Origin of the sequence: Haloplanus sp. GDY1 (genome assembly GCF_023703775.1) — an archaeon.
In the GTDB taxonomy this organism is placed as follows: Archaea; Halobacteriota; Halobacteria; order Halobacteriales; family Haloferacaceae; genus Haloplanus; species Haloplanus halophilus.
Map to the genome: position 1 here is coordinate 2572289 of NZ_CP098514.1, position 25763 is coordinate 2598051.

Sequence of the window (25763 nt, forward strand, 5' to 3'; positions counted from 1 at the left end):
ATGGCTCAGGCACGCGAGGCGAAAGTATACGTCAACGGCAGTCTGGTCGGGACCCACCCCGACCCCGAACAGCTCGCAGATCAGATCCGGGAGGCGCGCCGGCGGGGCGACGTCAGCGACATGGTCAACGTCTCCATCAAGGAGCGCACCCGCGAGGTCATCATCAACGCGGACGCGGGCCGGGCCCGCCGTCCGCTGATCGTCGTCGAGGACGGTGAACCCCTGCTCTCGGACGAGGAGATCGAGGCGGTCGAGAACGGCGAGCTCGACTTCGAGCAGCTCGTCGACCGCGGCTACGTCGAGTTCATCGACGCCGAGGAGGAGGAGGACATCTACGTCGCCGTCGACGAGGACGAACTGACGGAGAAGCACACCCACCTGGAGATCGACCCGCAGCTCATCTTCGGCATCGGCGCGGGGATGATTCCCTACCCCGAACACAACGCCTCGCCCCGGATTACGATGGGCGCGGGGATGATGAAGCAGTCGCTCGGGCTGCCGGCGGCGAACTACCGGATCCGCCCCGACACGCGCCAGCACCTGATGCACTACCCGCAGCTGGCGATGGTCAAGACCCAGACCACCGAACAGATCGGGTTCGACGAGCGGCCGGCGGCACAGAACTTCGTCGTCGCCGTCATGTCCTACGAGGGGTTCAACATCGAGGACGCGCTCGTCATGAACAAGGGGTCGGTCGACCGGGCCTTGGCTCGCTCCCACTTCTTCCGCACGTACGAGGGCGAGGAGCGCCGGTATCCGGGCGGCCAAGAGGACCGCTTCGAGGTGCCGAGTCAGGACGTCCGCGGCGCCCGCGGCGAGGACGCCTACACCCACCTCGACGAGGACGGCCTCGTCAACCCCGAGACGAAGGTCGACGAGAACTCCGTCCTGCTGGGGAAGACGAGTCCCCCGCGCTTCCTCGAGGAGCCGGACGACATGGGCGGGCTCAGTCCCCAGAAGCGCCGCGAGACGAGCGTCACGATGCGCTCCGGCGAGGACGGCGTCGTCGACACCGTCACGCTGATGGAGGGCGAGGACGGCTCGAAGCTCTCGAAGGTCTCGGTCCGTGACGAGCGCATCCCCGAACTCGGGGACAAGTTCGCGTCCCGCCACGGCCAGAAGGGGGTCGTCGGCCACCTCGCGCCCCAGGAGGACATGCCGTTCACCCAGGAGGGGGTCGTTCCCGACCTGGTGCTGAACCCCCACGCCCTGCCGTCCCGGATGACCGTCGGCCACGTCCTGGAGATGCTCGGCGGCAAGGTCGGCTCGCTCGAGGGCCGCCGCGTCGACGGCACCGCCTTCCAGGGCGAGGACGAGGCGGAACTCCGGAACGCACTCGAAGACCACGGCTTCGAGTCCTCCGGCAAGGAAGTGATGTACTCCGGGGTCACGGGGGAGAAGATCGAGGCCGAGATCTTCGTCGGCACCATCTTCTATCACAAGCTCTACCACATGGTGAGCAACAAGCTGCACGCCCGCTCGCGCGGGCCGGTGCAGGTGCTCACCCGCCAGCCCACCGAGGGGCGCGCCCGCGAGGGCGGCCTGCGCGTGGGCGAGATGGAGCGCGAGGTGCTGATCGGACACGGGGCGGCGATGGCGCTCAAGGAGCGTCTGCTCGACTCCTCGGACCGCGAGAGCGTCTACATCAGCGCCGAGACGGGCATGGTCGCCGTCGAGGACGTGGATCAGCGTCGGGTGTACGACCCCGTCTCGGGCGACGAGGACGACATCCACGAACTCGAGGTGAGCTACGCGTTCAAGCTCCTCCTCGACGAGATGATCGCGCTCGGCATTCGACCGCGGCTGGAACTCGAGGACGCAGTGTAACAATGTCAATGCAGACACCAAAGGAGATCGGCGGCATTCAGTTCGGGTTGATGGACCCGGAGACGTATCGCGACATGTCCGCGACGAAGGTCATCACGGCGGACACCTACGACGACGACGGCTACCCCATCGACATGGGGTTGATGGACCCGCGCTTGGGCGTCATCGACCCCGGGCTGGAGTGTCGGACCTGCGGGCAACACTCGGGCTCGTGTAACGGTCACTTCGGCCACATCGAACTCGCGGCGCCCGTCATCCACGTCGGCTTCACGAAGCTCATCCGGCGGCTCCTGCGCTCGACGTGTCGGGAGTGTGGTCGCCTCGCGCTCACCGAGGAGGAGCGCGAGGAGTACCAGGAGAAACTGGTCCGCGCCGAGGAACTGGGCGAGGACCCAAACGACGTGCTGAAGGCGGCGGTCCGGCAGGCCCGCAAGCAGAGCTACTGCCCGTTCCCGGACTGCGGCGGCGTGATGCACGACATCAAACACGAGAAGCCGACCACCTACTACGAGGTGCAGGACGTGCTCGCCGGGGATTATTCGGAGCGCATCGCGGAGGCGATGCAGCCCGACCCGGACGACGAGGGCGACGAGGGCACCAGCCCCCGTGACCTCGCCGAGGCCGTCGGCGTCGACCTGGAGCGCATCAACGACATCATGGCGGGGGAGTTCCGCCCCAAGAGCGACACCCGCAAGAAACTGGAGAAGACCCTCGACGTCGACCTGACCGAGGAGGACATGAACAAGCTGATGCCCTCGGACATCCGCGACTGGTTCGAGGACATCCCCGACGAGGACATCGAAGTCCTCGGCATCGACCCCGAGCGCTCGCGGCCGGAGTGGATGATCCTGACGGTCCTGCCGGTGCCGCCGGTGACGGCCCGTCCCTCCATCACGCTCGACAACGGCCAGCGATCGGAGGACGACCTCACCCACAAGCTGGTGGACATCATCCGCATCAACCAGCGGTTCATGGAGAACCGCGAGGCGGGCGCGCCCCAACTGATCATCGAGGACCTCTGGGAACTGCTCCAGTACCACGTCACGACGTTCATCGACAACGAGATTTCGGGGACGCCGCCGGCCCGGCACCGCTCGGGCCGGCCGCTGAAGACGCTCAGCCAGCGCCTGAAGGGCAAGGAGGGTCGCTTCCGCGGGAGCCTCTCGGGCAAGCGTGTCAACTTCTCGGCCCGGACGGTCATCAGTCCGGACCCCACCCTGTCGCTGAACGAGGTGGGCGTCCCCGAACGGGTCGCCAGCGAGATGACCCAGACGCTCAACGTCACCGAGCGCAACGTCGAGGAGGCGCGCCAGTACGTCGCCAACGGCCCCGAGGCACATCCGGGCGCGAACTACGTCCGCCGTCCGGACGGCCGTCGGCTGAAGGTGACCGAGAAGAACTGCGAGGAACTCGCCACCAAGGTCGAGGAGGGGTGGGAGGTCAACCGCCACCTCGTCGACGGCGACATCGTCATCTTCAACCGGCAGCCGTCGCTCCACCGGATGTCGATCATGGCCCACGAGGTGGTCGTGATGCCGTACAAGACGTTCCGGCTGAACACCACCGTCTGCCCGCCGTACAACGCCGACTTCGACGGCGACGAGATGAACATGCACGCCCTCCAGAACGAGGAGGCGCGTGCGGAGGCGCGCGTGCTGATGCGCGTCCAGGAGCAGATCCTCAGCCCCCGGTTCGGCGAGAACATCATCGGCGCCATCCAGGACCACATCAGCGGGACCTACCTGCTGACCCACGAGAACCCCCACTTCTCGGAGACGCAGGCCCTGGACCTGCTCCGGGCGACGAGCGTCGACGAACTCCCCGCCCCCGACGGCGAGGAGGCCGGCGACCCCTACTGGACGGGCCGAACCGTCTTCTCGGAGCTCCTACCGGACGACCTCAACCTGGAGTTCACGTCCTCGGCGGGCGACACCGTCGTCATCGAGGACGGCCAGCTCGTCTCGGGCACCATCGACGAGGACGCGGTCGGCGCGTTCGGCGGCGAAATCGTCGACACGCTCACGAAGGTGTACTCGGAGACGCGCGCCCGCGTGTTCATCAACGAGGTGGCCGCGCTGGCGATGCGGGCGATCATGCACTTCGGGTTCTCGCTGGGCATCGACGACGAGTCGATCCCGGAGGAGGCAAACGAGATGGTCGACGAGGCCATCGGCAACGCCTACGAGCGGATCGACGACCTCATCGACTCCTACGAGGCGGGCGAACTCGAATCCCTGCCCGGTCGGACCATCGACGAGACGCTGGAGATGAAGATCATGCAGACGCTCGGCAAGGCCCGCGACAGCGCGGGCGAGATCGCCGAGGACCACTTCGACGAGGACAACCCCGCCGTCATCATGGCGCGCTCGGGGGCCCGTGGGTCGATGCTCAACCTGACCCAGATGGCCGGCTGTGTGGGCCAGCAGGCGGTTCGCGGCGAGCGGATCAACCGCGGCTACGAGGACCGCACGCTGAGCCACTACGAACCCAACGACCTCTCCGCGGAGGCCCACGGCTTCGTCGAGAACTCCTACCGCGGCGGCCTCACCCCGCGGGAGTTCTTCTTCCACGCGATGGGTGGCCGCGAGGGGCTCGTCGACACGGCGGTCCGGACCTCGAAGTCCGGCTACCTCCAGCGTCGTCTCATCAACGCGCTGTCGGAACTGGAGTCCCAGTACGACGGCACCGTCCGCGACACCTCCGACACCATCGTCCAGTTCGAGTTCGGCGAGGACGGCACCAGTCCGGTGAAGGTGTCCTCGACGGACGAGAACCCCATCGACGTCGAGGGGATCGCGGACCGCGTGATCGAGGCGGAGTTCGACTCCGACGCGGAGAAAGAGCGGTTCCTCGGCAGCAAGGAACCGCCGACGAACCTCTCGGAGTACGCGGGGCCGGGCCTGAACAAGGCCCAGGGCATGGAGGTGGAGTCCGATGACTGAGGCCGAGTACGAACACGTCACCGACGACATCGAGGCGGTCGTCGAGGACACGGAACTGCCGCGACGGCTCAAGACCCAGATTTACGAGACCGTCGAGGATCGGGGGCCGATCACGGTCGAGCAGGCGAACGAAATCGCGCAGGCGACCGAGTCGCGCTACGTCGACACGCGGGTCGATCCGCTCGATCCCGTCGGCACGGTGTCGGCCCAGTCCATCGGCGAACCCGGGACCCAGATGACGATGAACACGTTCCACTACGCGGGGGTCGCGGAGATCGACGTGACCCAGGGGCTCCCCCGGCTGATCGAACTGGTGGACGCCCGGAAGACCCCGGACACGCCGATGATGACGGTCTACCTCGACGAGGAGTACGCGACGGACCGCGAGCGCGCTCACGAGGTGGTGTGGGCCATCGAGTCCACGAAGATCCTCTCGCTGGGCGACGTGTCGACGAACGTCGCGGACATGCTGGTGCAGGTGGACCTGAACGAGGAGACGCTGATGGAGCGGTGGCCGACCGTCGACGACGTCCACGAGGTGGCCGGCGAAATCGCCGAGACCATCGAGGACGCGCTGGGCGTCCAGACTCGCCGCGAGGGGACGCTCATCGAGTTCGGCCCCTCCGAACCCAGTTACCGCGAACTGCTCCAGCTCGTCGAGGAGCTCCGCGACGTGGTGTTCAAGGGGATCGAGGAGGTCTCCCGGGTCGTCATCCGCAAGGAGAGCCTGGAGGACGGCGAGGAGTTCGTCCTCTACACCGAGGGGTCGGCCTTCGGCGACGTCATCGAAATCGAGGGCGTCGACGCCTCGCGAACCACCTGTAACAACATCCACGAGATCTATCGGAACCTCGGCGTCGAGGCCGCGAGGGAGGCCATCATCGACGAGACGATGGACACGCTCGAAGAGCAGGGTCTCGACGACGTGAACGTCCGGCACCTGATGCTGGTCGCGGACATCATGACGAACCGCGGCACCATCGAGTCCATCGGCCGACACGGCATCTCGGGGTCGAAGGAGTCCGTCCTCGCCCGCGCCGCCTTCGAGGTGACGGTGAACCACCTGCTCGACGCCGCGATCCACGGCGAGCGCGACCGACTGGACGGCGTCATCGAGAACGTCATCGTCGGCAAACCGGTCGCCATCGGCACCGGCGACGTGGACCTCCGGATGGGCTCGTTCAGCGCACAGCCCTCGGACGACTAGCGGATGCGGGTCACCCTGTCGGACCGCGACCGTCGGTTCATCGCCCGGTTCGAGGACGAAACCGGCGCGACCGCCCGCGACTGCCTCGTCTACGACGACGAGGACCGCGTCGTCTTCCTCGTCGCGGCCGGCGAGATGGGGCAGGCGGTCGGGCCCGACGGGCGACGGGTGCGGGCCGTCGAGGAGTCCCTCGGCCGGACGGTCGAACTCGTCGAGGACGCCGACACGCCGGAGGCGTTCGTCGCGAACGCGCTGTCGCCGGCGGCGGTAACGCACGTCACGATCAGCGAACAGGGCGATCGGATCGCCTACGCGGAGGTGCCCGAGGCAGACCGCGGGGCCGCCATCGGCCGCGACGGGCGGAACATCGAGACGGCCCGCCGGCTGGCCCGGCGGCATTACGAACTCGACGACGTGCAACTGACGTGACGGTCGTGGACGTGACGGCGGTCACGCGTTCGACGTGACGGCGTCTGGTCGCCGCCGACGCCCTCAGCGGTTCACAGAACCGACGACTCCGGAGCGACCGAAACCGCCTCAAATCCTCTCTCACACCCCGTTCGACCGCGCTCCGTCCGTTTCGACCGTCTCGAAAAGGGAGGCTTAAGTAGCTCCGTCGGCAACGAGGTTGCACTATGGCGAACGGCAAGTACGCGGCCCGCAAACTCAAGAAGGACCGCCAGACGCGGCGGTGGTCCGACTCGGAGTACGCGCGACGCGAGCGCGGCCTCCGGAAGAAGTCGGACCCCCTCGAGGGCGCCCCGCAGGCACGGGGTATCGTCCTCGAGAAGGTCGGAATCGAGGCGAAACAGCCCAACTCCGCGATCCGGAAGTGCGTCCGGGTCCAACTGATCAAGAACGGCAAGCAGGTGACGGCGTTCTGTCCCGGCGACGGGGCCATCTCCTTCATCGACGAACACGACGAGGTCACCATCGCCGGCATCGGCGGCGCGAAGGGCCGCGCGATGGGCGACCTCTCCGGCGTGAACTACAAGGTCGAGAAGGTAAACGGCGTCTCGCTCATCGAACTCGTTCGCGGCAACGCGGAGAAACCCGTCCGATAATGTCCGAGAGCGAAACCCCCGAACCCGACGCGCCCGCCGGCAGCGAGGATCAGGACACGGACGCCCTGCTGTTCGGCGTCTGGGAGACCGACGACATCGCGTACGAGGATCCCAGCACGCAGCGCTACATCAACGTGACTCCCATCGCCCACACGATGGGCCGGCACGCCTCCAAGCAGTTCCAGAAAAGCGAGATCTCGATCGTCGAGCGGCTGATCAACCGCCTGATGCAGACCGAGGAGAACACCGGCAAGAAGCAGCAGGCGATGCGCATCGTCCGCGACGCCTTCGAACTCGTCCACGAGCAGACCGAGGAGAGCCCGGTGCAGGTGCTCGTGACGGCCGTCGAGAACGCCGCGCCGCGCGAGGAGACCGTCCGCCTGAAGTACGGCGGCATCTCCGTCCCGCAGGCCGTCGACGTGGCCCCGCAGCGCCGCGTCGACCAGGCGCTGAAGTTCCTCGCCGAGGGCACCTACCGCGGGTCGTACAAGACGCCGACGAGCGCCGCCGAGGCGCTCGCGAACCAGTTGACGGGCGCCGCCGACTACGACGTCGGCACCTACGCCATCAACCAGAAAGAGGAAGCCGAGCGGGTCGCCGCCGCCGCGCGGTAATCTCCCTTTTCTATCTCTCCCGACGTCCAGCCTCGGGGGCGGGTCCGTCGACCGTGACTCGGCGCGGAGCGGTAGTCGTGCCCCGCGTCCCGGAGCGACGGCCTCGTGGCGCTGGCGGCGTCAGTCGGCCGCTCGCCCGCCGCCGAGCGCGTACTCCCGGGTCGCGGTCACGAGGTCGCGCCGGAAGTCGCTCTCGCTGGGGTCGTCGGCGAGGCTGCGGAACAGTCGCTTGAACGTCTCCATGCCGACGGTCGGGGCGTCGGCCGCCGCCGCTCGCGCCAGGTCGTACAGTCGGTGTTCGGGGTCGATCAGCCCGTGGCGCTCGACGAGGGCGAGGGCGAAGGCTGCGTTGACGGCGGTGATGTCGGGGTCGGCGCCGACGGAGACGCGCCGGGTGTCCGGGCGGGACGACGGCGACGGACCGGGCGCGTCGGCGACGGCGGCCGCGAGCCGGGACTCGAGGAACTGGACGAGCTTCGACGCCGGCGCCACCGAGAGGGTGATGTCGTCGGCGTAGATGTCGCGCATGTGGTTGGCGATCTGATAGCAGTGTGCGAGCTTCCGTCGCTCGACGTCGCGCCCGGAGAGCGCGAGAAAGAGCGCCTCGTCCGTCGACTGGGTGTGGGAGGCGTGCCCCTGTTCGTACCGGGCCATGTGCGCGAGTTCGTGCAAGGCGAGTTCGCGAGCCATCGCGCTCGTCGCGGCCTGCCGGGAGATGTTGAGCACGTGATGGTCGTCGTAGTGGGCCGCCCAGGTTCGCTCGTCGGGGTCGTCGCGAACGCGCACGTGTACCGGTCGGTCGAGGTCCTGTTCGGTGGCCAGGAGGTCGGCGGCGCCGAGAAACGGGTCGGGTGGTGCGCCGCCCCCTACGCGTACGTCCATGCTTACCGTTACCACGGGTCAGGACCGTAAGACGGTTGTGGTCGGGGAAGGGTGGCCGGAACGTCGGCGAGGGACCGCGCTCGGCGGATCCGTGGTATCGCGTGACACGGCGGGCAAGCGGCCGGAAATCGGCGGTTTCGCCTCCGGCAAAACACTACCCTTTTGACCCTCCTGACGGTATGGGCCTGTAATGGGCCGACGAAAGAAGATCGTACAAGAATGTGAACGGCTGATGGACAAACCGGAGAACATCCGGAACATCGCCATCGCCGCTCACGTCGATCACGGGAAGACGACGCTGACGGACAACCTGCTCGCCGGCGCGGGCATGATCTCCCAGGACACCGCGGGCCAGCAGCTCGCGATGGACACGGAGGAGGACGAGCAGGAACGCGGCATCACCATCGACGCCGCGAACGTCTCGATGACCCACGAGTACGATGGCGACAACCACCTCATCAACCTGATCGACACGCCGGGCCACGTCGACTTCGGCGGCGACGTGACCCGCGCGATGCGCGCCGTCGACGGGGCCTTGGTGGTGGTCGACGCCGTCGAGGGCGCGATGCCCCAGACGGAGACGGTGCTCCGGCAGGCACTTCGCGAGGGGGTCAAGCCGACCCTGTTCATCAACAAGGTCGACCGCCTCATCTCCGAACTCCAGGAGGGTCCCCAGGAGATGCAGGAGCGGCTCCTCGCGGTCATCCACGACGTGAACGAACTCATCCGCGGCATGACCGAGGAGATGGACGACCTCGACGACGACTGGACCGTCTCCGTCGAGGACGGTACCGTCGGCTTCGGCTCCGCGCTCTACAAGTGGGGCGTCTCCATGCCCTCGATGCAGCGGACGGGCATGGACTTCGGCGACATCATCGAACTCGAACGCGCGGACAAGCGCCAGGAACTCCACGAGCGGACGCCGCTGTCGGACGTCGTCCTCGACATGGTGTGTGAGCACTTCCCCAACCCGCTGGAGGCCCAGCCCCGTCGCATCCCGCGCATCTGGCGCGGCGACGACGACTCCGACATCGCGGAGTCCATGCGGCTGGTCGACGAGGACGGCGACGTCGTCCTGATGGTCACGGACATCGGCATCGACCCCCACGCCGGCGAAATCGCCGCCGGCCGCGTCTTCTCCGGCACCATCGAGAAGGGCCAGGAGCTGTACGTCTCGGGGACGGCCGGCAAGAACCGCATCCAGAGCGTCGGCATCTACATGGGCGGCGAGCGCGAGGAGGTCGAGCACGTTCCCGCCGGCAACATCGCCGCCGTCACGGGCCTGAAGGACGCCATCGCCGGCTCCACGGTGTCGAGCGTCGAGATGACGCCCTTCGAGTCCATCGAGCACATCTCCGAGCCCGTCATCACGAAGAGCGTCGAGGCGAAGAACATGGACGACCTGCCGAAGCTGATCGAGACGCTCCAGCAGGTCGCCAAGGAGGACCCGACGATCCAGGTCGAGATCAACGAGGAGACCGGGGAGCACCTCATCTCCGGGCAGGGTGAACTCCACCTCGAAGTCATCGGCCAGCGCATCGAGCGCAACCAGGGCATCCCGATCAACACCGGCGAACCCATCGTCGTCTACCGCGAGTCGCCACAGGAGGCCTCCCAGGAGGTCGAGGGCGTCTCGCCGAACCGCCACAACAAGTTCTACATCACGGTCGAGCCCCTGAGCGACGACATCGTCGAGGAGATCCAGCTGGGGAACGTCTCGATGGACATGCCCGAACTGGAGCGCCGCGAGGCGCTGCAGGAGGCCGGCATGGACAAGGACACCTCCCAGAACGTGGAACACATCCACGGGACGAACATCCTCATCGACGACACGAAGGGGATTCAGCACCTCAACGAGACGATGGAACTCGTCGTCGAGGGGCTGGAGGAGGCCCTGGACGACGGGCCGCTGGCGGCCGAACCCGTCTCGGGTGCCCTCATCCGCCTGCACGACGCGAAGCTCCACGAGGACACCATCCACCGCGGTCCGGCACAGGTCATCCCCGCCGTTCGGGAGGCCGTCCACCGCGCGCTGATCGACGGCGAGATTCGCCTGCTCGAACCCATCCAGAACGTCCGGATCGACGTTCCCTCGGAGCACATGGGTTCGGCCTCGGGCGAGATCCAGGGCCGCCGTGGCCGCGTCGACGACATGTACCAGGAGGGAGGCCTCATGGTCATCGAGGGCATCGCGCCCGTCGAGGAGATGATCGGCTTCTCCTCGGACATCCGCAGCGCCACCGAGGGTCGCGCGTCGTGGAACACCGAGAACGCCGGCTTCCGCGTGCTCGCCGACAACCTCCAGCCGGAGAAGATCGAGGAGATCCGCGAGCGCAAGGGCATGAAGCTCGAGCTTCCGCCGTCGGTCGACTACATCTAACGTCGGCGCCGCCCCGATCCTCTTTCAGTCACGATAATTCGGAGGGTAGTTTCATCACCCGGCACGCCCAGCGTCCGGCAATGGCAGGAGTACTCACCCGCATCGATCGGGCGCTCGTTCGACTGTTCGGATCGGGACCGGCCGGCACGGGTCGCCGCCGGGAGCGGTTCGCCCGGATGGGCGCGTCTGCGGTCGTCAGCCTGACGGGCATCGCGCTGTTCGTCCCGAACCTGGCTCCGTTCCTGGTGGGCTCGCAACCGGCCGTGGGCACCGGCCTCGCGGTGCTGGGGACGCTCGTCTGTCTCGGGCTGGTCGTCGCCGGCGTGTTACTGTATCGAAGCGACTTCTCGACGCCCAACGCGGTTCGGATCGCGGTCTGGAACTTCCTCGGGCTCGTGGTCCTCGGGACCGTGCTCCTGGCCCACGGCGTCTACCGCGGGGCGCTCGGCACCGTCGCTCCGGTCGACGCCCTGGCGGCGGGGAACGTCCTCGCGATCAGTGCGGCCGCCCACGTCATCATCGGCGTCCACGACGCCAGACGGGTGCGGGCCGAGCAACTGGTTCGCGAACGCGAGAAGTTCTCCGTCCTGAGCCGCGTTCTCAGACACAACCTCCGGAACGACGCGACGGTGCTCATCGGGCAGTCGGAGCGGCTGGCGGACGAACTCGACGACCCGTCGCTCGCGGAGATGGCGGAGACGCTCACCCGGCGCTGTCAGGAGGTCGGCGGCCTCGCCGACAAGACGAAGGCGATGGTGGAGGCGCTGGACCGGCGGTCGGCCCCGAACGAGCGGCTGGCCGTCGACGCGGTGGTCGCCGAGGCCGTCGAGAACGTCCGCGGGGCCGACGAGACCGAACTCGACGTCGAGGTTCCGGACGACCTGTGGATGTGGGCCGACGGCGGCGCGGTGACGGCGCTCACCGAACTCGTCGAGAACGCGGTGGAACACGGCGGCGAGCGCGTCCGGATCACGGCGACCGCCGACGACGAGTCGGTCCACGTCCGGGTCGCGGACGACGGCCCCGGCGTCCCACGGACCGAACGGGACGTGGTCACCGGCGAGTCGGAGATCACCCAACTCGAACACGGGAGCGGCCTGGGGCTGTGGGTCGCTCGCTCCATCGCTGAGGCTGCCGACGGGCGGTTGACCTTCGACACCGAGGACGAGTGGACGGTCGTGGGGCTGGTCCACCGGCGGGCCGAGCCGCCGGTCGACGCGACTGCCGCGGCACGCGGCTCGACCGATCCGGCCCGGGCGACGGCCTGAGGCGCCGCGGCCACGGCCCGGGCGCGAGCGACCGACGCGTCCGGTTCGACCGATGCAATCATATACCCCCTCGGCACAGTGTACACTATGCCTCGCGGCACGACTACCGGCAGTCGACGTGTCGGCACGGAGCTACCCCGCGGCCCTTCCCCGTCGCCGATTACAATTATCGCGTCGACGGGGCGTGCCGCGGGGGTGACGGCCTGAATGTCCGAGACGGACGAGGCAGTCACCACCGACGGAACGGATTCTGACGAGGAACGCACCGACGGCGGCGAGCGACCGCAGACGCATACGATCCGGCTGGAACTCGTCGACAAGCCGGGCGAACTGCTGTCGGCGCTCCGCCCCATCGCGGAGAACGGCGGGAACCTCCTCTCGATATTCCACGAGCGGGGGAACCTCACGCCCCGGGGACACATCCCCGTCGAGGTGGACGTGGAGTGTCCGCCGGATCGGTTCGAGACCATCGTCGAGGCCCTCCGCGAGGAGGGAGTCAACGTCATCCAGGCGGGTGCCGAGCGCTACGGCGAGCAGTTGACGCTGTTGCTCGTCGGCGACATCGTCGACACCGACCTCTCGGATACGCTCCAGCGCATCGCGTCGAGCACGGACGCGACGCTCGCGGACCTGTCGCTCTCGGCGCCCGAGGGCCGGGACGGCGTCTCCAGCGCCCGCCTCCGACTGGCGACCCGCACCGGCCGGTCGAACGAGGTGTTCGACCACGTCCGACAGATCGCCGACGAGAAGGGGTTCGACGTGATCGAACCGCTCGTGGAGGTGGCCGAATGAGCCTCCGCCTCGCGGTGATCGGCGTGGGCGCGGTCGGTCGGTCGGTCGTCGAACTCGCCCCGGAGTACGGCCACGTCGTGACGGCGGTCGCGGACTCGCGGTCGTCGGCGGTCGACCCCGAGGGGCTGAACGGCGAGGTCGTCTTCGAGCGCAAGGAGCGCGAGGGCGTGGTCGGGGACGGCGATCCGGAGGACGCGCTCGCCGCCGAGTACGACGTGCTCGTGGAGGCGACGCCGACGACGCTCGGCGACGCCGAACCCGGTTTCTCGCACGTGCGGGCGGCCCTGGAGCGCGACCGGCACGTCGTGCTGGCGAACAAGGGGCCCGTGGCGGAGCGCTACGCGGACCTGCGCGCCCTGGAGCGCGAGAGCGAGGGATCGGTGATGTTCGAGGCGGCCGTCGGGGGCGCCATCCCCATCCTCTCGACCATCGACGACTTCGGGGCGAGTCAGATCACGGCCGCCCGCGGCGTGCTCAACGGCACCGCCAACTTCATCCTCTCGCGGATGGCCGCCGAGGGGCTTGGGTACGAACACGTCCTCGCGGAGGCCCAGGACCTCGGCGTCGCGGAGGCCGACCCGTCGTTCGACGTGGAGGGGACGGACGCGGCCCTGAAGTTCGTCATCCTGGCGAACGTCCTGAGCGACGGCGAGCAGGTGTTCCGCCTCGACGACGCGACTGTCGAGGGCATCCGCGAGATCCCGGCGAGCGCGCTCGACCTGGCCGCGGAGGACGGCCGGACGGTCCGCCTGATCGGCGAGGCAACGGCCGACGGCGTCCGCGTGGGACCGCGTCTCGTCCCGCAACACGACGCGCTGGCGGTCACGGGCACGCGCAACATCGTCCAGTTCGAGACGGTCCACGCCGGCCAACTGCACCTCAGCGGTCGCGGCGCGGGCGGGCCGGAGACGGCGACGGCGGTCCTCTCGGACGTGGGCAGACTGGAGTGAGCCGTCGGCCGACGCGTCCCCGAGGTCCGCTCCCCCTGCCGTCGTGCGGTATGGTGTCACAAACCGCAAGACGGCGCCGGGAGCTTCTGTGACGTGTATCGAAATGGTTTTAGGTCATTCGGGCAAAATAGTCGTCACCAAGCGCCTTAGCGCGTGATTCCACCATGAGTGACAAACCGCACCAGAATCTGGCCATCATCGGCCACGTCGACCACGGCAAGAGCACGCTCGTCGGGCGACTCCTGTTCGAGACGGGGTCCGTACCGGAGCACGTAATCGAGCAGTATCGCGAGGAAGCCGAGGAGAAGGGCAAGGGCGGCTTCGAGTTCGCCTACGTCATGGACAACCTCGCCGAGGAGCGCGAGCGCGGCGTGACCATCGACATCGCCCACCAGGAGTTCGACACCGACGAGTACTTCTTCACCATCGTCGACTGTCCGGGTCACCGTGACTTCGTGAAGAACATGATCACGGGGGCCTCCCAGGCCGACAACGCGGTGCTCGTCGTCGCGGCCGACGACGGCGTCGCGCCCCAGACCCGCGAGCACGTCTTCCTGGCCCGCACGCTGGGGATCAACGAGCTGATCATCGGCGTGAACAAGATGGACATCGTCGACTACAGCGAGGACACCTACAAGGAGGTCACCGAGGAGGTCAAGCAGCTCCTCAAGCAGGTCCGCTTCAGCACGGACGACGCCTCCTTCATCCCCATCTCGGCCTTCGAGGGCGACAACGTCGCCGAGAAGTCCGGCAACATGGACTGGTTCCAGGGTCCGACCCTGCTGGAGGCCCTCAACGACCTTCCCGAGGCCGAACCGCCGACGGACGCGCCGCTGCGCCTCCCGATCCAGGACGTCTACACCATCTCCGGTATCGGGACGGTCCCGGTCGGCCGCCTCGAAACCGGGATGATGCACCCCGGTGACAACGTGAGCTTCCAGCCCTCGGACGTCGGTGGCGAGGTCAAGACCATCGAGATGCACCACGAGGAGGTCGACGAGGCGGGCCCCGGCGACAACGTCGGGTTCAACGTCCGTGGCGTCGGCAAGGACGACATCCGCCGCGGCGACGTCTGTGGCCCGGCCGACGACCCGCCGTCGGTCGCCGAGACGTTCCAGGCGCAGGTCGTCGTCATGCAGCATCCCTCCGTGATCACCGCGGGCTACACGCCGGTCTTCCACGCCCACACGGCGCAGGTCGCGTGTACCATCGAGTCCATCGACCAGAAGCTCGATCCCGCCAGCGGCGAGGTCGCCGAGGAGGACCCGGACTTCATCAAGTCCGGCGACGCCGCCGTCGTGACGGTTCGCCCGCAGAAGCCCCTCAGCATCGAGCCGTCGTCCGAGATCCCGGAACTCGGGAGCTTCGCCATCCGCGACATGGGCCAGACCATCGCGGCCGGCAAAGTGCTCTCGGTCAACGAACGATAGATGCAGCAGGCACGCGTTCGTCTGGCGGGCACGAGCCCGGAGGACCTCGACGGCATCTGCGACGAAGTCCGCGAGATCGCGAGCAAGACGGGCGTCAACCTCAGCGGCCCGATCCCGCTGCCCACGAAGACGCTGGAGGTCCCCGCCCGGAAGTCCCCCGACGGCGAGGGGACCGCCACCTGGGAGCACTGGGAGATGCGCGTCCACAAGCGACTGATCGACATCGACGCGGACGAACGCGCGCTGCGTCAGCTCATGCGCATCCAGGTGCCGAACGACGTCAGTATCGAGATCGTCCTCGAAGACTGACCACACGGCGCTAAGGCGTTTCGTCGCCCTTTCGGTTCGAACAGAAGCTTACAAGTACGCCCGACGGCTGGGTTACGTTGCGGGCTCGTAGATCAGTGGCAGATCGCTTCCTTCGCAAGGAAGAGGCCCCGGGTTCAAATCCCGGCGAGTCCACTTCCTCACTCACTTCGTTCGTTCAGTCGTGGACTCGCCGTAGTCCCACTCGCTCACTGCGTTCGCTCGCGGGACTCCCGGCGAGTACATCAAAATTTCTTATATTTCTCGGGTTATCCGAGTAGCCCCCGGTTTAGGTCCTCACTCGGCAGTTTACTCCCTGTTTCGGTCACAAGCACCCCCCGTTTCTGAGCGAATTATTCCGACGAGCGACGAACGTCGCGGTCGAATCTCGCCGTCAGGTGTGGTCGTCGATCCAGCGACACCACTCCTGAAAGTCCTCTGCACCGCACTGGTCGGCGATCGAGCGGAGCGTCCCGATTTTCACCTCGTCGTGCATCGGCACGTCGACGTTTCGAACCTCGCCCGTGTCCGTGTTCTCGTACCGCAGTCGAACGTGGCTCCCGCTCCGCGAGACGGGGATGTACCCGAAACTCCGCAGGACGGCGATGATCTCAGGGCCGGAGAACGTCGTCCGAACCCTCGACTACTGCAGGAAGTCGGGAAGGTCACGGTCCTCGTCGCTCGGTTCGATGCCGAGTTCGTCCCGCAGGAAGGCGTCCGGATCGTCGATCCGCTCACCGTCGCCTTCGTGGAGTGCAAGAACTTCGGCGAGTTGTGCGAGCGCCTCGGCACGGGTGTCTCCGCCACGGGCCAGTCCCGTTTCGAGGTCTTCGGCGGTGATGCTCCCGCCGTCCTCGCGGTGGAAGACGATCCCCTCCGCCTCGTCGTGGTCACGTGTCGCGCTCGCCATTACCGTGAGGTAGGGCCGATATCGATGATAAGCCTTCGGCCGGGCCGTCGGCAACTCGCGGAGGTTCCCACCCGACGAGTCCATCCAAATGTTACTCGGTCGGTAAGGACGAAAAGCGTCGCGTCCGCTCTCCGTCGATCACACTCAGACTATATGAGTGTCTGAGTACCCTCGAAAAACGCTTCCACCGCGAGAGCCGGTGCTCGTCGTCCACTTCCCGACCCTCGGTCGCGCGAGTCGAGAGCGGCCCCCGTCCGAACGCCCAGACCGAGGGCTACATTCAAGTCGCCGACAGTGGACATCCTTTTCGGTGACGTACGATGGACGAGTCCAAGCCCCGAGAACGCCTGCGGGAACTGATCGAACGCGACGAAATCGCGTATCTCGCCGGCGTCCACGATTCGCTGAGCACGAAGGTCGCCTGCGAGTACGCCGACGTGGATGCGGTCCAACAGTCCGGCTACGGGACCGCCGCGAGTTTGCTCGGCTATCCGGACCTGAACTTCACTTCACTGAAAGAAACCAGGGACGTGGTTCACAACATGGTGCGGGCGGCCGGTGACACGCCCGTCGTCGTCGACGGTGACACCGGATACGGTGGCGTCGTCAACCTGCCACACACCATCTCGGAGGTCGAGCGAACGGGGGCGGCCGGCGTGTTCATCGAGGACCAGGCGGTGCCGAAGAAGTGTGGGCTGTTGGAGGGCAAGGACGTGATCGACGCCGACGCCATGGCGGACAAACTGCGGGCGGCCATCGAGGCCCGGACCGACGACGCGTTCGTCGTGATGGCCCGGACGGACGCCTACGACTCCGAGGGACTCGACGAGGTCGTCCGACGGGGGAACCGGTACGCCGAGGCGGGGGCGGACGCCTTCATGCTCGGGGAGGTCGCTCCCCTCGAGGACCTCTCGACGATCGCGGAGCGGGTCGACCTGCCGTTCTACGCGCTCGGAGTCGAGATGGACCACGACGAGTTCGACACGTGGCATCCGATCGACGCGTACGACGAGGCGGGCGTCTCCCTGGTTTCCGACGTCTCCGGCATGCTGCAGGCGTCGATAGCGACGATGCAAGCGTACATGGACTCGATGATGGCGGAGGGGGATCACGACGTCGATCAGGTCCCCCTCGATCGGATTTCGTCGTTCCTCGGCGTGGAGGAGTACGAGGCGTTCGAGGCGAAGTTCGGCGGATAGCCGGGGACGGAGCGCAGGCGCCCGTGTTCGCGGCGACGCTATCGGTCGCGGCGCGGAAAACGTGAGTGTGATAAGTCGATGCGACCGTTTCGACGTATGGAGCGAAGGACCTTGCGAACGGTCGCCGTCGTGTTGCTCGTCGTCGTCGCCGGCTGTGCCGGCTTCGCGTCCGACGAGGACACGTCGCCGACGGACACGCCGACCGCGGCGGTGACGGCGACGCCCACGGAAACGGCCGCGCCGACCCCCACCACGCCGGAACCGGAGCGGGCGACCTACCCCGCCGGGTGGACGGACGCGGGCGTCGGGAACACCACGCTGGCGCTCGACACGCACTACCGGGCGGTACTCGCCGGGCCGTCGGCCACGGTTCGGTACCGATCCCGGGAGGTCGGTTCCGAGGAGGGTCCGGGCAACGAGACCACCCTCGGGATGACCTACGACACGGAGACCGAGCGGCTGTACGCGTCGCTTAACGGGAGCGACGACCACCGGGAGGTGTTCTTCGCGGACGGCACGCTCTCGCGGTGGAGCGTGCGAAACGAGACGGTCGTCGGCCGATCCAGCGCCCGCTTCGACCGCGTGGTCCAGTCGGTCGACCGGCGCGTACTGCTCTCCCAGTTGCTCCTCTACCGACTCGATCACGACCGAACCGTGGAGCGGAACGGCACCACGGCGTTCGTCTACGACGTGACCGGCGTGTACGAGAACGCGCTCTCGCACACGTACGGGTCGGCCGAAGCCGGTTCCGGCCGCGTCGTCGTCGCGGAGAGCGGGCGCGTCCTCGAAGTCGACACCACCGTCAGATACACCGGCGGCAACGTCACGTACACCTACACGCAGACCCGACTCGGATCGACGACGGTGGATACCCCCGCCTGGGCACAGCGAGAGTAGCGGGGACTCCCGCCCGCGGTCGTGTGCCGGTCGGCCGCCACCGTCGTCCCGGTCCTCGTGGGAGCAACACTCGTGGCCAATCGAACATTTATTATCGTGAAGATTCACGTGCCGATGGCTCGAGACGCCCGTCGGGGCGATCGAGAGCCCGCCTCACGTGTACGCGAGAGGCGTCATCTGGCGTGAGTTTCGGGGCCGTCGCCCCATGTCTCCCCCTCACGCCTCCGTCGTCCGACGGCTGTGAGCGACACGCTCGGCGGATCGCTGCCGCGACCTGCGGCCGTGGCTCGGCGCTGACGAGGCGACGTGACGATCCGTTCGGTACGAACGGCGGTCGGTCGTCTCCGTCCGGTCGGCGGATCAGTCCTCCCCGGGCGGCAGTCCCTCCTCGTTCACCACGTTGCCGTCGTCGTCGACGGTGACGACGCCGCGGTTGTTCACCGCGTAGGGGTCGAGCCCGATCTCCTCCATGAAGTCCTTGTAGATGCGTTCGACCGTTTCGCCGTCCTTCTGGCGATCCGAGGCGCGGTCGCAGAGTTCGATCAGGTCCTCGGGCACGTCGTTCTCGTGGACGATCCAGTGGTTGATGAGGTCCGAGAGCCGTCGGATGGGGGAGGTGAAGTGGCCGTAGATGTCGAAGTTGAGCGCGTGGTGGCCGCCGAAGGGGTCGTTCATGTACTTCGCGCGCGGCATCACCTTGAGCACGGCGCGCTGGATCTTCGAGAGCATCCGGTCGGGGGCGTTCTCCAGCGCTCCGTTGACGGCCTTGCGCGGGTCGTCCCACCTGTCGGAGGGGATGGAGACGCCGTCGAGTTCCTGGATCTCGCGCAGCGCGTCGTTCCACTGGTCGGGGGTGGGCTGGGGGTGGACGCGGTACATCGCCTCGACGCCCCGGTTCCACATCAGTTCGTGCGTGACCGCCTTGTTGGCCTTCAGCATGCACTCCTCGATGATGGTGTGAGCGCGGTCCCGACGCGGATTGAGGACGAGCGAGCCGTCCTCCTTGCGCTGTTCGTGCATGCGGTCGGCGAGTTCGAACGCGAGGGTGTTCTCCTCGTGGAGCGGGGCGTCCGGCTCTTCGAGGCGGTTCTCGCACTCGCTGTAGGTGAGTCGCTCGTCGCTCCGGATGACGGACTTGTAGATGTCGATGGTCTCGAAGGAGAGGGTCTCGGCGTCGAGTTCCATCTCGACGGTGTGAGCGAGGCGGTCCTCCTCGGGGACGAGCGAGCAGACCGTCTCCGCGAGCGTCGGCGGGAGCATGTGGATCGTGTAGGCGGGCAGATAGACGGTGTTGCCCCGCTGGACCGCCTCCTCCCACATCGCGGAGTCGGGGTGGACGTAGTGGGTGACGTCCGCGATGTGGACCCACAGCCGGTAGCCGTCCTCCTCCTCGCGGACGCTGATGGCGTCGTCGAAGTCCTGGGCGTCGATCGGGTCGGTCGTCCACGCGGTCAGATCCCGGAGGTCCCGCCGCTCGTCGAGTTCGTCCTGGATCTCTTGTTGGACGTCCTCGGTTCGCTCGCGGGCCTCGCGGAGCACCGCGGGCGGGAAGGTGTCCCGAATCTCGAACTCCTCGAACAGTTCCTCGCGTTTCTCCTGTAACTGTCTGGCCTCGGCCGGACTGATCTCCACCGGACCCTGTCCCTCGGCGGTCCCGGCCTGGGCCTGCGCGTCGTTCGTCATGCCACGGGCTACACGTGACGGGTAGTTAGACGTGTCGGGCCGGAGCGGTCAGGACTCGGGCTCCTCGGCCGAGCCGTACCGCTCCTCGACGGTCCCGTAGTACCGTTCGAGAAAGTCGGTCTGCGAGAGGTCCTCGCCGTCGGCGATGTCGACGAGCAGTGCTTCGAGTTCGTCGCGGGGCTGGTGACAGAGGTTCCGGTAACACTCCTTGCAGAGGTGCTCGAACTCCTTGCCGTGGCGGCTCCAGCGATCACCCTCTTTGTCGTACTCGCGGGCCTCGGATCGGAGGAGCGAGGTGCCACACGCGATGCAGACGACCGTCTTTCGATCCCGACCGCCGTCCGATCCGGAACGCCACATGAACGAGTCCAGGCACCACGCCCACTTAGCGTTTGTTACGCGTCCGACGCGCGACCGACGCCGGGGTGGCGAACGACTGACGGGCGGGAACGGGCGACTTATGACGGGAGCGGTCCCACGACGGGTATGGAGGTCAAATCCCGCCACCACCTGCGCAGCGACGAGATCGGGGAGTTGACCGCGACCATCGAGGACGCGCTCGGCGTCGTGGTCGACGGCGACACCTACGAGCGCGTCGACCTCGTGGGCACCGAGTTCGACCTCGTCCTCGTCGACGGCGACCCCTCGATCTTCCTCGTCGACGGCGACCCCGTCCTGACGGTCCGGGGGGCGAACGCGTACCCGCCCGAACGCCGGGTCGTCACCGTCGACGCCGGCGCCGTCCAGTTCGTCAGCGACGGCGCCGACGTGATGCGGCCGGGCATCGTCGAGGCCGACGACGACATCGGGGTCGGCGACCTGGTCGTGATCGTCGAGGAGACACACGGCAAGGCGCTGGCGATCGGTCGCGCGCTCGAACCCGGCAGCGAGATGGTCGGCGATTCGGGGAAGGTCGTCGAGTCGGTCCACCACGTCGGCGACGACCTCTACGAGTTCTCGGTGTAGCCGCCCCCCGCCGTCTCCCGTTTCCGAGCCGGAGACACACCCCCGGATTATAGCCCCCTCGCCCCGTGCGTACGGGTGTGCCACAGCAGAACCCGCTTGCGAACCCGGTACTGAGATACGCCGTCGGCGCGAGTGGCGCCATAGCCGTCGCGGCCATCGCGTACCTCTTTCTCGACGGCACCGTCCAGCTCGTCGCGTACGCCATCGCCGTTCTCGACGTCCTCGTCACGCCCCAGATACTGAAGCGGGCGGCGGCCGGGTAGCGCGCTCGCGCCGGCCGCCGCTCGGTCAGCCGTACCGCTCCACCGCGGCCTCGTACCCTCGCTTCGCGCGCCGGTACGTCTCGCGCAGGTCGGCCACCGGCGTGTCGCTGGCGTCGACCCGCAGGTCGTGATAGAGGGGTTCTCCCGTCCCGGGCGTCGCGACGACGACGGCCGCGCTCCCGACCGGGAGGTCCTCGCCCCGCCGGTCGCCGCCCTCGCGCTCCCCCGCCGCGAGCGCGGTGAGCAGCCGCCGGACCAGCGGCGCGTCGCGTTCGTTCTCCCGGTATCCCCGCTCCAGCGCCGCGAGCACCTCTTTCCCCTCCAGCGACGTGCCCGCGACGGTGTAGCCCTCGCCGGTGCGGTGGCCCGCGACCGGCCGGCAGTCGGGACCGGTGTGGGCGGCCGTCGACTCGGCGTCGACGCCGTGGAGTTGGCTCTCGGCGCCGTCCGCGGCCGTCCGGTCGGCGATGGCGTCCCCGACGCTCCGGCCCGCCGCGAGGGCCGACAGGCACCGCTCCCCGGCCTCGGGGTCGGTGACGCCGGCCGTCGCGACGGCGCCGTGCGCGCTCACGTGCGGGCAGACGCTCCCCACGGCGGGGAGGCGGGTGGCGGCGGCGACGCCGTACCGGACTCCGCCCTCCGCGCGTTCCCGGACGCAGATGCTGTAGGTCACGGCGAGGGAGACGGGCGCCGCGGTGAAAAGCGTCCGGAGAGCGGACGGAACGGGGCGTCGTGGCCGCGCGTCTGACGCAAGAACTAATGAGGCGGTGGTTCCTGTACGTACCATGGGCATCATGAGCAAGATCCTCGGCGGGGGCGGCACCCACAGCACCGAGGACTACGTGGAACTGAGCCTCGACGACTTCGACACGGCGCGAGCGGAGGCGGGGATGAGCGTACACATCGCGGAGATCAGCGAACAGCGGGACGCCATGGCGATCAAGGACGCCGTCTACGACGGCGACCTCGTCATCGCGGACATCACGCGGATGAGCCCGAGCGACAGCGTGGTCGACCGGGTGCTGGAGGACCTCCGACAGGTCGCCCGCGAGGTGGACGGCGACGTGGTCGTCAAGGAGGACGACCAGGTCATCGTCACCCCGACGGGCGTGAAGATCAGCCGCGAGAAGCTGTAGGCCGACCGCCGGAACCGACAGGGTTTCACCGGTCCGGCCCCCAGTCGCGCGTAGATGAGCAAGGACTACATCGAGGTTCGCGGGGCCGAGGAACACAACCTCAAGGACCTCGACGTCCGCATCCCCCGCGAGGAGTTCAGCGTCGTCACCGGGCTCTCCGGATCGGGCAAGTCGTCGCTCGCCTTCGAGACGGTGTACGCCGAGGGGCAGCGCCGCTACATCGAGTCCCTCTCCGCCTACGCCCGCAACTTCCTCGGGCAGATGGACAAACCGCAGGTCGAGAGCGTCGAGGGGCTCTCCCCCGCCATCTCCATCGACCAGAAGAACGCCGCCAACAACCCCCGATCGACGGTCGGCACCGTCACCGAACTCCACGACTACCTCCGCCTGCTCTACGCACGCGTCGGCACGCCCCACTGCCCGGAGTGCGGGCGCGAGGTGGGCGAACAGAGCGCCGGGCAGATGGTGCGTCGCCTCCTCGAACTCCCGACGGGGACGAAAGCGAAGCTCTGTGCGCCGGTCGTCCGCGACCAGAAGGGTGCCTTCGAGGACCGCTTCGACGCGTTGGTGAGCGAGGGGTACAGCCGCGTCGAGGTGGACGGCGAGCCCTACGACCTCACCGTTGAGCGCCCCGACCTGGACGAGAACTACGACCACACCGTCGACGTGGTGGTCGACCGGGTGAAAGTCGACCCCGAGGCCCGCCCGCGCATCACGGACTCGGTGGAGACGGCGCTGAACGAGGCCGGCGGCGTCCTGAAGGTGATCCTCCCCGACCCGCCCGAGGGGGCCGAACTCGGCGGGTCGACCGCCCGGTCGACGGGCGACCTGGCCGACGTCGACGCGGACGCCGACGCGGCCGCCGCCACGGAGCGACTCGTCGTCGAGTTCTCCGAGGACCTGGCCTGCACCCACTGCGGCATCGACATCCCCGAAATCGAGACGCGGAGCTTCTCCTTCAACAGCCCGCACGGCGCCTGTCCGGAGTGTGAGGGCATCGGCAACACGAAGGAGGTCGACCCCGACCTCGTGGTGGAGGACCCGAGCAAGCCGCTGAAGAACGTCTTCGAGCCCTGGAGCTACAACCGCTCGTACTACCGCCGCCAGCTCGACTCGATGGCGCGACACGTCGACGTGTCGCTGGATACGCCCTTCGAGGAACTGGACGAGGAGGTACGGGAGGCCTTCCTCTTCGGCACCGACGAGGAGGTGCTCTTCGAGTGGACGACGAAAAACGGCGTCCGCCGGAAGGAAGAACCCTTCGAGGGCGTGATCGGCAACCTCGAACGCCGACACGTCGAGACGGACTCGGACAACACCCGCGACCACATCGAGGAGTTCATGGCCGTCACCACCTGTCCCGCCTGCGACGGCACCCGCCTCAAGCCCGCCTCGCGGGCCGTCCTCGTCGACGGCACGGCCATCACCGAGGTCAACCGCATGAGCATCGCGGACGCGCTCGATCACTTCGAGGGGCTGGAGTCGACCCTCACGGAGCGGGAACGAACCATCGCCGAGGAGATCCTGAAGGAGATCCGCGCCCGCCTCGGCTTCATGGAGGAGGTCGGCCTCGACTACCTCACCCTCGACCGCGAGGCGTCGACGCTCTCCGGCGGCGAGTCACAGCGCATCCGCCTCGCGACGCAGGTGGGATCGGGGCTCGTCGGCGTGCTGTACGTCCTCGACGAACCTTCGATCGGCCTCCACCAGCGGGACAACGACCGCCTGCTCGACACGCTGGAGGGCCTCCGCGACCTGGGCAACACCCTGCTGGTCGTCGAGCACGACGAGGAGACGATGCGCCGGGCCGACTCCATCATCGACATGGGGCCGGGACCGGGCAAGCGCGGCGGCGAGGTGGTCGTCCAGGGCGACTTCGAGACGGTGGTCGACTGCGACGAGTCGGTCACCGGCGACTACCTCGCCGGCCGCCGGGAGATTCCGGTGCCCGACGAGCGCCGCGACCCCGGCGACGGCGCACTCGCGATCCAGGGCGCCCGCCAGCACAACCTCGACGACGTGGACGTGAGCCTGCCGCTCGGTCAGTTTATCGCCATCACGGGCGTCTCCGGGTCGGGGAAGTCCACCCTGATGCACGACGTCCTCTACAAGGGGCTGGCCCGCGAGATGAACGACAACACCTCGGTCGACCCCGGCGACCACGACGCCATCGAGGGGTACGACGCGGTAGAGACGGTGCGGCTCATCGACCAGTCACCCATCGGCCGCACCCCGCGCTCGAACCCCGCCACCTACACCGGCGTCTTCGACCACGTCCGCGAACTGTTCGCGGAGACCAAACTCGCCACCCAGCGCGGCTACGAGAAGGGTCGCTTCTCGTTCAACGTCAAGGGCGGCCGCTGCGAGGAGTGCGGGGGACAGGGGACGGTGAAAATCGAGATGAACTTCCTCTCGGACGTGTACGTCCCCTGCGAGGAGTGCGACGGCGCCCGCTACAACGACGAGACGCTCGACGTCACCTACAAGGGCGCGACCATCGCGGACGTCCTGGACATGGAGGTCGACGAGGCCTTAGACTTCTTCGAGGCGAACCCGGGCATCCGTCGCCGCCTCGAACTCCTGCAGGACGTCGGCCTCGGCTACATGCAACTCGGCCAGCCGTCGACGACCCTCTCGGGCGGCGAGGCCCAGCGCGTCAAACTGGCGGAGGAACTGGGCAAGAAGGACTCCGGCGAGACGCTCTACCTGCTCGACGAGCCGACCACCGGCCTCCACCCCGAGGACGAACGCAAGCTGATCGAGGTGCTGCACCGCCTCGCCGACGCCGGCAACACGGTGGTCGTGATCGAACACGAACTCGACTTGGTGAAGAACGCGGACCACGTGATCGACCTCGGCCCGGAGGGCGGCGAGGGCGGCGGCGAGGTGGTGGCGACGGGCACCCCCGAGGAGGTGGCCCGCCTCGACGACTCCCACACGGGGCGTTACCTGCGCGACTTGCTGCCCGCCGTCGACCTCGCCGGGCCGCGCGAGGACCGGCGCAAGCCCGCGAAGGCCGCCAGCGACGACTGAGGGCGTCCCCGGGC

24 protein-coding genes and 1 tRNA gene are annotated in these 25763 nt (G+C 67.9%); 19 read left to right on the top strand and 6 right to left on the bottom strand.

Features of this window, described 5'->3' with window-relative positions; all coding sequences use genetic code 11:
* The 6 genes from rpoB (at position 1) to NBT67_RS13805 (ending at position 7654) form a co-directional block, all read left to right on the top strand.
* The gene (gene rpoB, locus NBT67_RS13780; RefSeq protein WP_251342341.1) at positions 1–1827 is read left to right on the top strand and encodes a DNA-directed RNA polymerase subunit B; all 1827 of its coding nucleotides are present in this window, start codon (positions 1–3) and stop codon (positions 1825–1827) included.
* A gap of 8 nt (positions 1828–1835) precedes the next feature.
* Positions 1836–4769 carry a DNA-directed RNA polymerase subunit A' gene (locus tag NBT67_RS13785; protein WP_251344386.1) on the top strand — a complete coding sequence of 978 codons (2934 nt, stop codon included), beginning with the start codon at positions 1836–1838 and terminating at the stop codon, positions 4767–4769.
* Entirely contained in the window at positions 4762–5976 is a 1215-nt protein-coding gene (gene rpoA2, locus NBT67_RS13790) for a DNA-directed RNA polymerase subunit A'' (RefSeq protein WP_251342342.1), read from the top strand. Before NBT67_RS13785 ends, rpoA2 begins: the two co-directional genes overlap by 8 nt.
* Positions 5977–5979: 3 nt before the next feature.
* Positions 5980–6405 carry a NusA-like transcription termination signal-binding factor gene (locus tag NBT67_RS13795; RefSeq protein ID WP_251342343.1) on the top strand — a complete coding sequence of 142 codons (426 nt, stop codon included), beginning with the start codon at positions 5980–5982 and terminating at the stop codon, positions 6403–6405.
* A 206-nt stretch (positions 6406–6611) separates the two neighbouring features.
* A complete protein-coding gene (locus tag NBT67_RS13800; RefSeq protein ID WP_092635289.1) occupies positions 6612–7040 on the top strand; it encodes a 30S ribosomal protein S12 in 429 nt (142 codons plus the stop codon).
* Positions 7040–7654 (top strand): 30S ribosomal protein S7, encoded by a 615-nt coding sequence (locus NBT67_RS13805; RefSeq protein WP_251342344.1) that lies wholly within the window; start codon positions 7040–7042, stop codon positions 7652–7654. The genes NBT67_RS13800 and NBT67_RS13805 overlap by 1 nt, the downstream gene beginning before the upstream one ends.
* Positions 7655–7774: 120 nt before the next feature.
* Here NBT67_RS13805 and NBT67_RS13810 read toward each other — a convergent pair whose 3' ends face one another.
* The gene (locus tag NBT67_RS13810) at positions 7775–8536 is read right to left on the bottom strand and encodes a DUF5781 family protein (protein WP_251342345.1); all 762 of its coding nucleotides are present in this window, start codon (positions 8534–8536) and stop codon (positions 7775–7777) included.
* 190 nt (positions 8537–8726) lie between these two features.
* Between NBT67_RS13810 and NBT67_RS13815 the strand changes: the two genes are divergently transcribed.
* The 7 genes from NBT67_RS13815 to NBT67_RS13845 all read left to right on the top strand — a co-directional run bounded on the left by NBT67_RS13815 (position 8727) and on the right by NBT67_RS13845 (position 15818).
* Positions 8727–10916, top strand: a complete 2190-nt coding sequence (locus NBT67_RS13815) for an elongation factor EF-2 (RefSeq protein ID WP_251342346.1) — start codon at positions 8727–8729, stop codon at positions 10914–10916.
* 80 nt (positions 10917–10996) lie between these two features.
* Positions 10997–12184: a sensor histidine kinase gene (locus tag NBT67_RS13820; RefSeq protein ID WP_251342347.1), complete on the top strand. Its 1188-nt coding sequence runs from the start codon at positions 10997–10999 to the stop codon at positions 12182–12184.
* Between the two features lie 207 nt (positions 12185–12391).
* Entirely contained in the window at positions 12392–12976 is a 585-nt protein-coding gene (locus tag NBT67_RS13825; RefSeq protein WP_251342348.1) for an amino acid-binding protein, read from the top strand.
* Complete coding sequence (locus NBT67_RS13830; RefSeq protein ID WP_251342349.1) at positions 12973–13926, top strand: homoserine dehydrogenase; 954 nt, start codon at positions 12973–12975, stop codon at positions 13924–13926. Before NBT67_RS13825 ends, NBT67_RS13830 begins: the two co-directional genes overlap by 4 nt.
* A 164-nt stretch (positions 13927–14090) precedes the next feature.
* Positions 14091–15356 (top strand): translation elongation factor EF-1 subunit alpha, encoded by a 1266-nt coding sequence (gene tuf, locus NBT67_RS13835; RefSeq protein ID WP_251342350.1) that lies wholly within the window; start codon positions 14091–14093, stop codon positions 15354–15356.
* Positions 15357–15665 (top strand): 30S ribosomal protein S10, encoded by a 309-nt coding sequence (gene rpsJ, locus NBT67_RS13840; RefSeq protein ID WP_251342351.1) that lies wholly within the window; start codon positions 15357–15359, stop codon positions 15663–15665.
* 81 nt (positions 15666–15746) lie between these two features.
* Positions 15747–15818: transfer RNA gene (locus NBT67_RS13845), tRNA-Ala, on the top strand.
* A 238-nt stretch (positions 15819–16056) separates the two neighbouring features.
* Here NBT67_RS13845 and NBT67_RS13850 read toward each other — a convergent pair.
* Positions 16057–16272, bottom strand: a complete 216-nt coding sequence (locus NBT67_RS13850) for a type II toxin-antitoxin system HicA family toxin (protein WP_251344387.1) — start codon at positions 16270–16272, stop codon at positions 16057–16059.
* 33 nt (positions 16273–16305) lie between these two features.
* The gene (locus NBT67_RS13855) at positions 16306–16572 is read right to left on the bottom strand and encodes a type II toxin-antitoxin system HicB family antitoxin (protein WP_251342352.1); all 267 of its coding nucleotides are present in this window, start codon (positions 16570–16572) and stop codon (positions 16306–16308) included.
* Positions 16573–16892: 320 nt separating this feature from the next.
* On the opposite strand from NBT67_RS13855, the gene NBT67_RS13860 reads away from it, so the two are divergent.
* Together NBT67_RS13860 and NBT67_RS13865 are read left to right on the top strand one after the other, a co-directional pair.
* Entirely contained in the window at positions 16893–17771 is an 879-nt protein-coding gene (locus NBT67_RS13860; protein ID WP_251342353.1) for an isocitrate lyase/PEP mutase family protein, read from the top strand.
* 96 nt (positions 17772–17867) lie between these two features.
* Positions 17868–18668, top strand: a complete 801-nt coding sequence (locus NBT67_RS13865; RefSeq protein WP_251342354.1) for a hypothetical protein — start codon at positions 17868–17870, stop codon at positions 18666–18668.
* A gap of 360 nt (positions 18669–19028) precedes the next feature.
* Here the strand turns inward: NBT67_RS13865 and NBT67_RS13870 are convergent, their stop codons facing one another.
* Both NBT67_RS13870 and NBT67_RS13875 read right to left on the bottom strand, forming a co-directional pair.
* The gene (locus tag NBT67_RS13870; protein ID WP_251342355.1) at positions 19029–20351 is read right to left on the bottom strand and encodes a ribonuclease catalytic domain-containing protein; all 1323 of its coding nucleotides are present in this window, start codon (positions 20349–20351) and stop codon (positions 19029–19031) included.
* A 48-nt stretch (positions 20352–20399) separates the two neighbouring features.
* Positions 20400–20711, bottom strand: a complete 312-nt coding sequence (locus tag NBT67_RS13875) for a beta-ketoacyl synthase chain length factor (protein WP_251342356.1) — start codon at positions 20709–20711, stop codon at positions 20400–20402.
* A gap of 126 nt (positions 20712–20837) precedes the next feature.
* Between NBT67_RS13875 and NBT67_RS13880 the strand changes: the two genes are divergently transcribed.
* A complete protein-coding gene (locus tag NBT67_RS13880; RefSeq protein ID WP_251342357.1) occupies positions 20838–21317 on the top strand; it encodes an RNA-binding protein in 480 nt (159 codons plus the stop codon).
* Positions 21318–21394: 77 nt separating this feature from the next.
* Positions 21395–21580: a hypothetical protein gene (locus NBT67_RS13885; protein WP_251342358.1), complete on the top strand. Its 186-nt coding sequence runs from the start codon at positions 21395–21397 to the stop codon at positions 21578–21580.
* Positions 21581–21605: 25 nt separating this feature from the next.
* Here NBT67_RS13885 and NBT67_RS13890 read toward each other — a convergent pair whose 3' ends face one another.
* On the bottom strand, positions 21606–22253 hold the full coding sequence (locus tag NBT67_RS13890) for a DUF1028 domain-containing protein (protein WP_251342359.1): 648 nt from the start codon (positions 22251–22253) through the stop codon (positions 21606–21608).
* A 112-nt stretch (positions 22254–22365) separates the two neighbouring features.
* On the opposite strand from NBT67_RS13890, the gene NBT67_RS13895 reads away from it, so the two are divergent.
* Positions 22366–22716, top strand: a complete 351-nt coding sequence (locus NBT67_RS13895; protein ID WP_251342360.1) for a cell division protein SepF — start codon at positions 22366–22368, stop codon at positions 22714–22716.
* Positions 22717–22770: 54 nt separating this feature from the next.
* Positions 22771–25749, top strand: a complete 2979-nt coding sequence (gene uvrA / locus NBT67_RS13900) for an excinuclease ABC subunit UvrA (RefSeq protein ID WP_251342361.1) — start codon at positions 22771–22773, stop codon at positions 25747–25749.
* Positions 25750–25763: the final 14 nt, after the last annotated feature.

Excerpts from the sequence above, each read along its gene's own strand:
- rpoB (WP_251342341.1), top strand. The coding sequence starts at position 1 with ATGGCTCAGGCACGCGAGGCGAAAGTATACGTCAACGGCAGTCTGGTC.
- NBT67_RS13785 (WP_251344386.1), top strand. The coding sequence starts at position 1,836 with ATGCAGACACCAAAGGAGATCGGCGGCATTCAGTTCGGGTTGATGGAC.
- rpoA2 (WP_251342342.1), top strand. The coding sequence starts at position 4,762 with ATGACTGAGGCCGAGTACGAACACGTCACCGACGACATCGAGGCGGTC.
- NBT67_RS13795 (WP_251342343.1), top strand. The coding sequence starts at position 5,980 with ATGCGGGTCACCCTGTCGGACCGCGACCGTCGGTTCATCGCCCGGTTC.
- NBT67_RS13800 (WP_092635289.1), top strand. The coding sequence starts at position 6,612 with ATGGCGAACGGCAAGTACGCGGCCCGCAAACTCAAGAAGGACCGCCAG.
- NBT67_RS13805 (WP_251342344.1), top strand. The coding sequence starts at position 7,040 with ATGTCCGAGAGCGAAACCCCCGAACCCGACGCGCCCGCCGGCAGCGAG.
- NBT67_RS13810 (WP_251342345.1), bottom strand. The coding sequence starts at position 8,536 with ATGGACGTACGCGTAGGGGGCGGCGCACCACCCGACCCGTTTCTCGGC.
- NBT67_RS13815 (WP_251342346.1), top strand. The coding sequence starts at position 8,727 with ATGGGCCGACGAAAGAAGATCGTACAAGAATGTGAACGGCTGATGGAC.
- NBT67_RS13820 (WP_251342347.1), top strand. The coding sequence starts at position 10,997 with ATGGCAGGAGTACTCACCCGCATCGATCGGGCGCTCGTTCGACTGTTC.
- NBT67_RS13825 (WP_251342348.1), top strand. The coding sequence starts at position 12,392 with ATGTCCGAGACGGACGAGGCAGTCACCACCGACGGAACGGATTCTGAC.
- NBT67_RS13830 (WP_251342349.1), top strand. The coding sequence starts at position 12,973 with ATGAGCCTCCGCCTCGCGGTGATCGGCGTGGGCGCGGTCGGTCGGTCG.
- tuf (WP_251342350.1), top strand. The coding sequence starts at position 14,091 with ATGAGTGACAAACCGCACCAGAATCTGGCCATCATCGGCCACGTCGAC.
- rpsJ (WP_251342351.1), top strand. The coding sequence starts at position 15,357 with ATGCAGCAGGCACGCGTTCGTCTGGCGGGCACGAGCCCGGAGGACCTC.
- NBT67_RS13855 (WP_251342352.1), bottom strand. The coding sequence starts at position 16,572 with ATGGCGAGCGCGACACGTGACCACGACGAGGCGGAGGGGATCGTCTTC.
- NBT67_RS13860 (WP_251342353.1), top strand. The coding sequence starts at position 16,893 with ATGGACGAGTCCAAGCCCCGAGAACGCCTGCGGGAACTGATCGAACGC.
- NBT67_RS13865 (WP_251342354.1), top strand. The coding sequence starts at position 17,868 with ATGGAGCGAAGGACCTTGCGAACGGTCGCCGTCGTGTTGCTCGTCGTC.
- NBT67_RS13870 (WP_251342355.1), bottom strand. The coding sequence starts at position 20,351 with ATGACGAACGACGCGCAGGCCCAGGCCGGGACCGCCGAGGGACAGGGT.
- NBT67_RS13875 (WP_251342356.1), bottom strand. The coding sequence starts at position 20,711 with ATGTGGCGTTCCGGATCGGACGGCGGTCGGGATCGAAAGACGGTCGTC.
- NBT67_RS13880 (WP_251342357.1), top strand. The coding sequence starts at position 20,838 with ATGGAGGTCAAATCCCGCCACCACCTGCGCAGCGACGAGATCGGGGAG.
- NBT67_RS13895 (WP_251342360.1), top strand. The coding sequence starts at position 22,366 with ATGGGCATCATGAGCAAGATCCTCGGCGGGGGCGGCACCCACAGCACC.
- uvrA (WP_251342361.1), top strand. The coding sequence starts at position 22,771 with ATGAGCAAGGACTACATCGAGGTTCGCGGGGCCGAGGAACACAACCTC.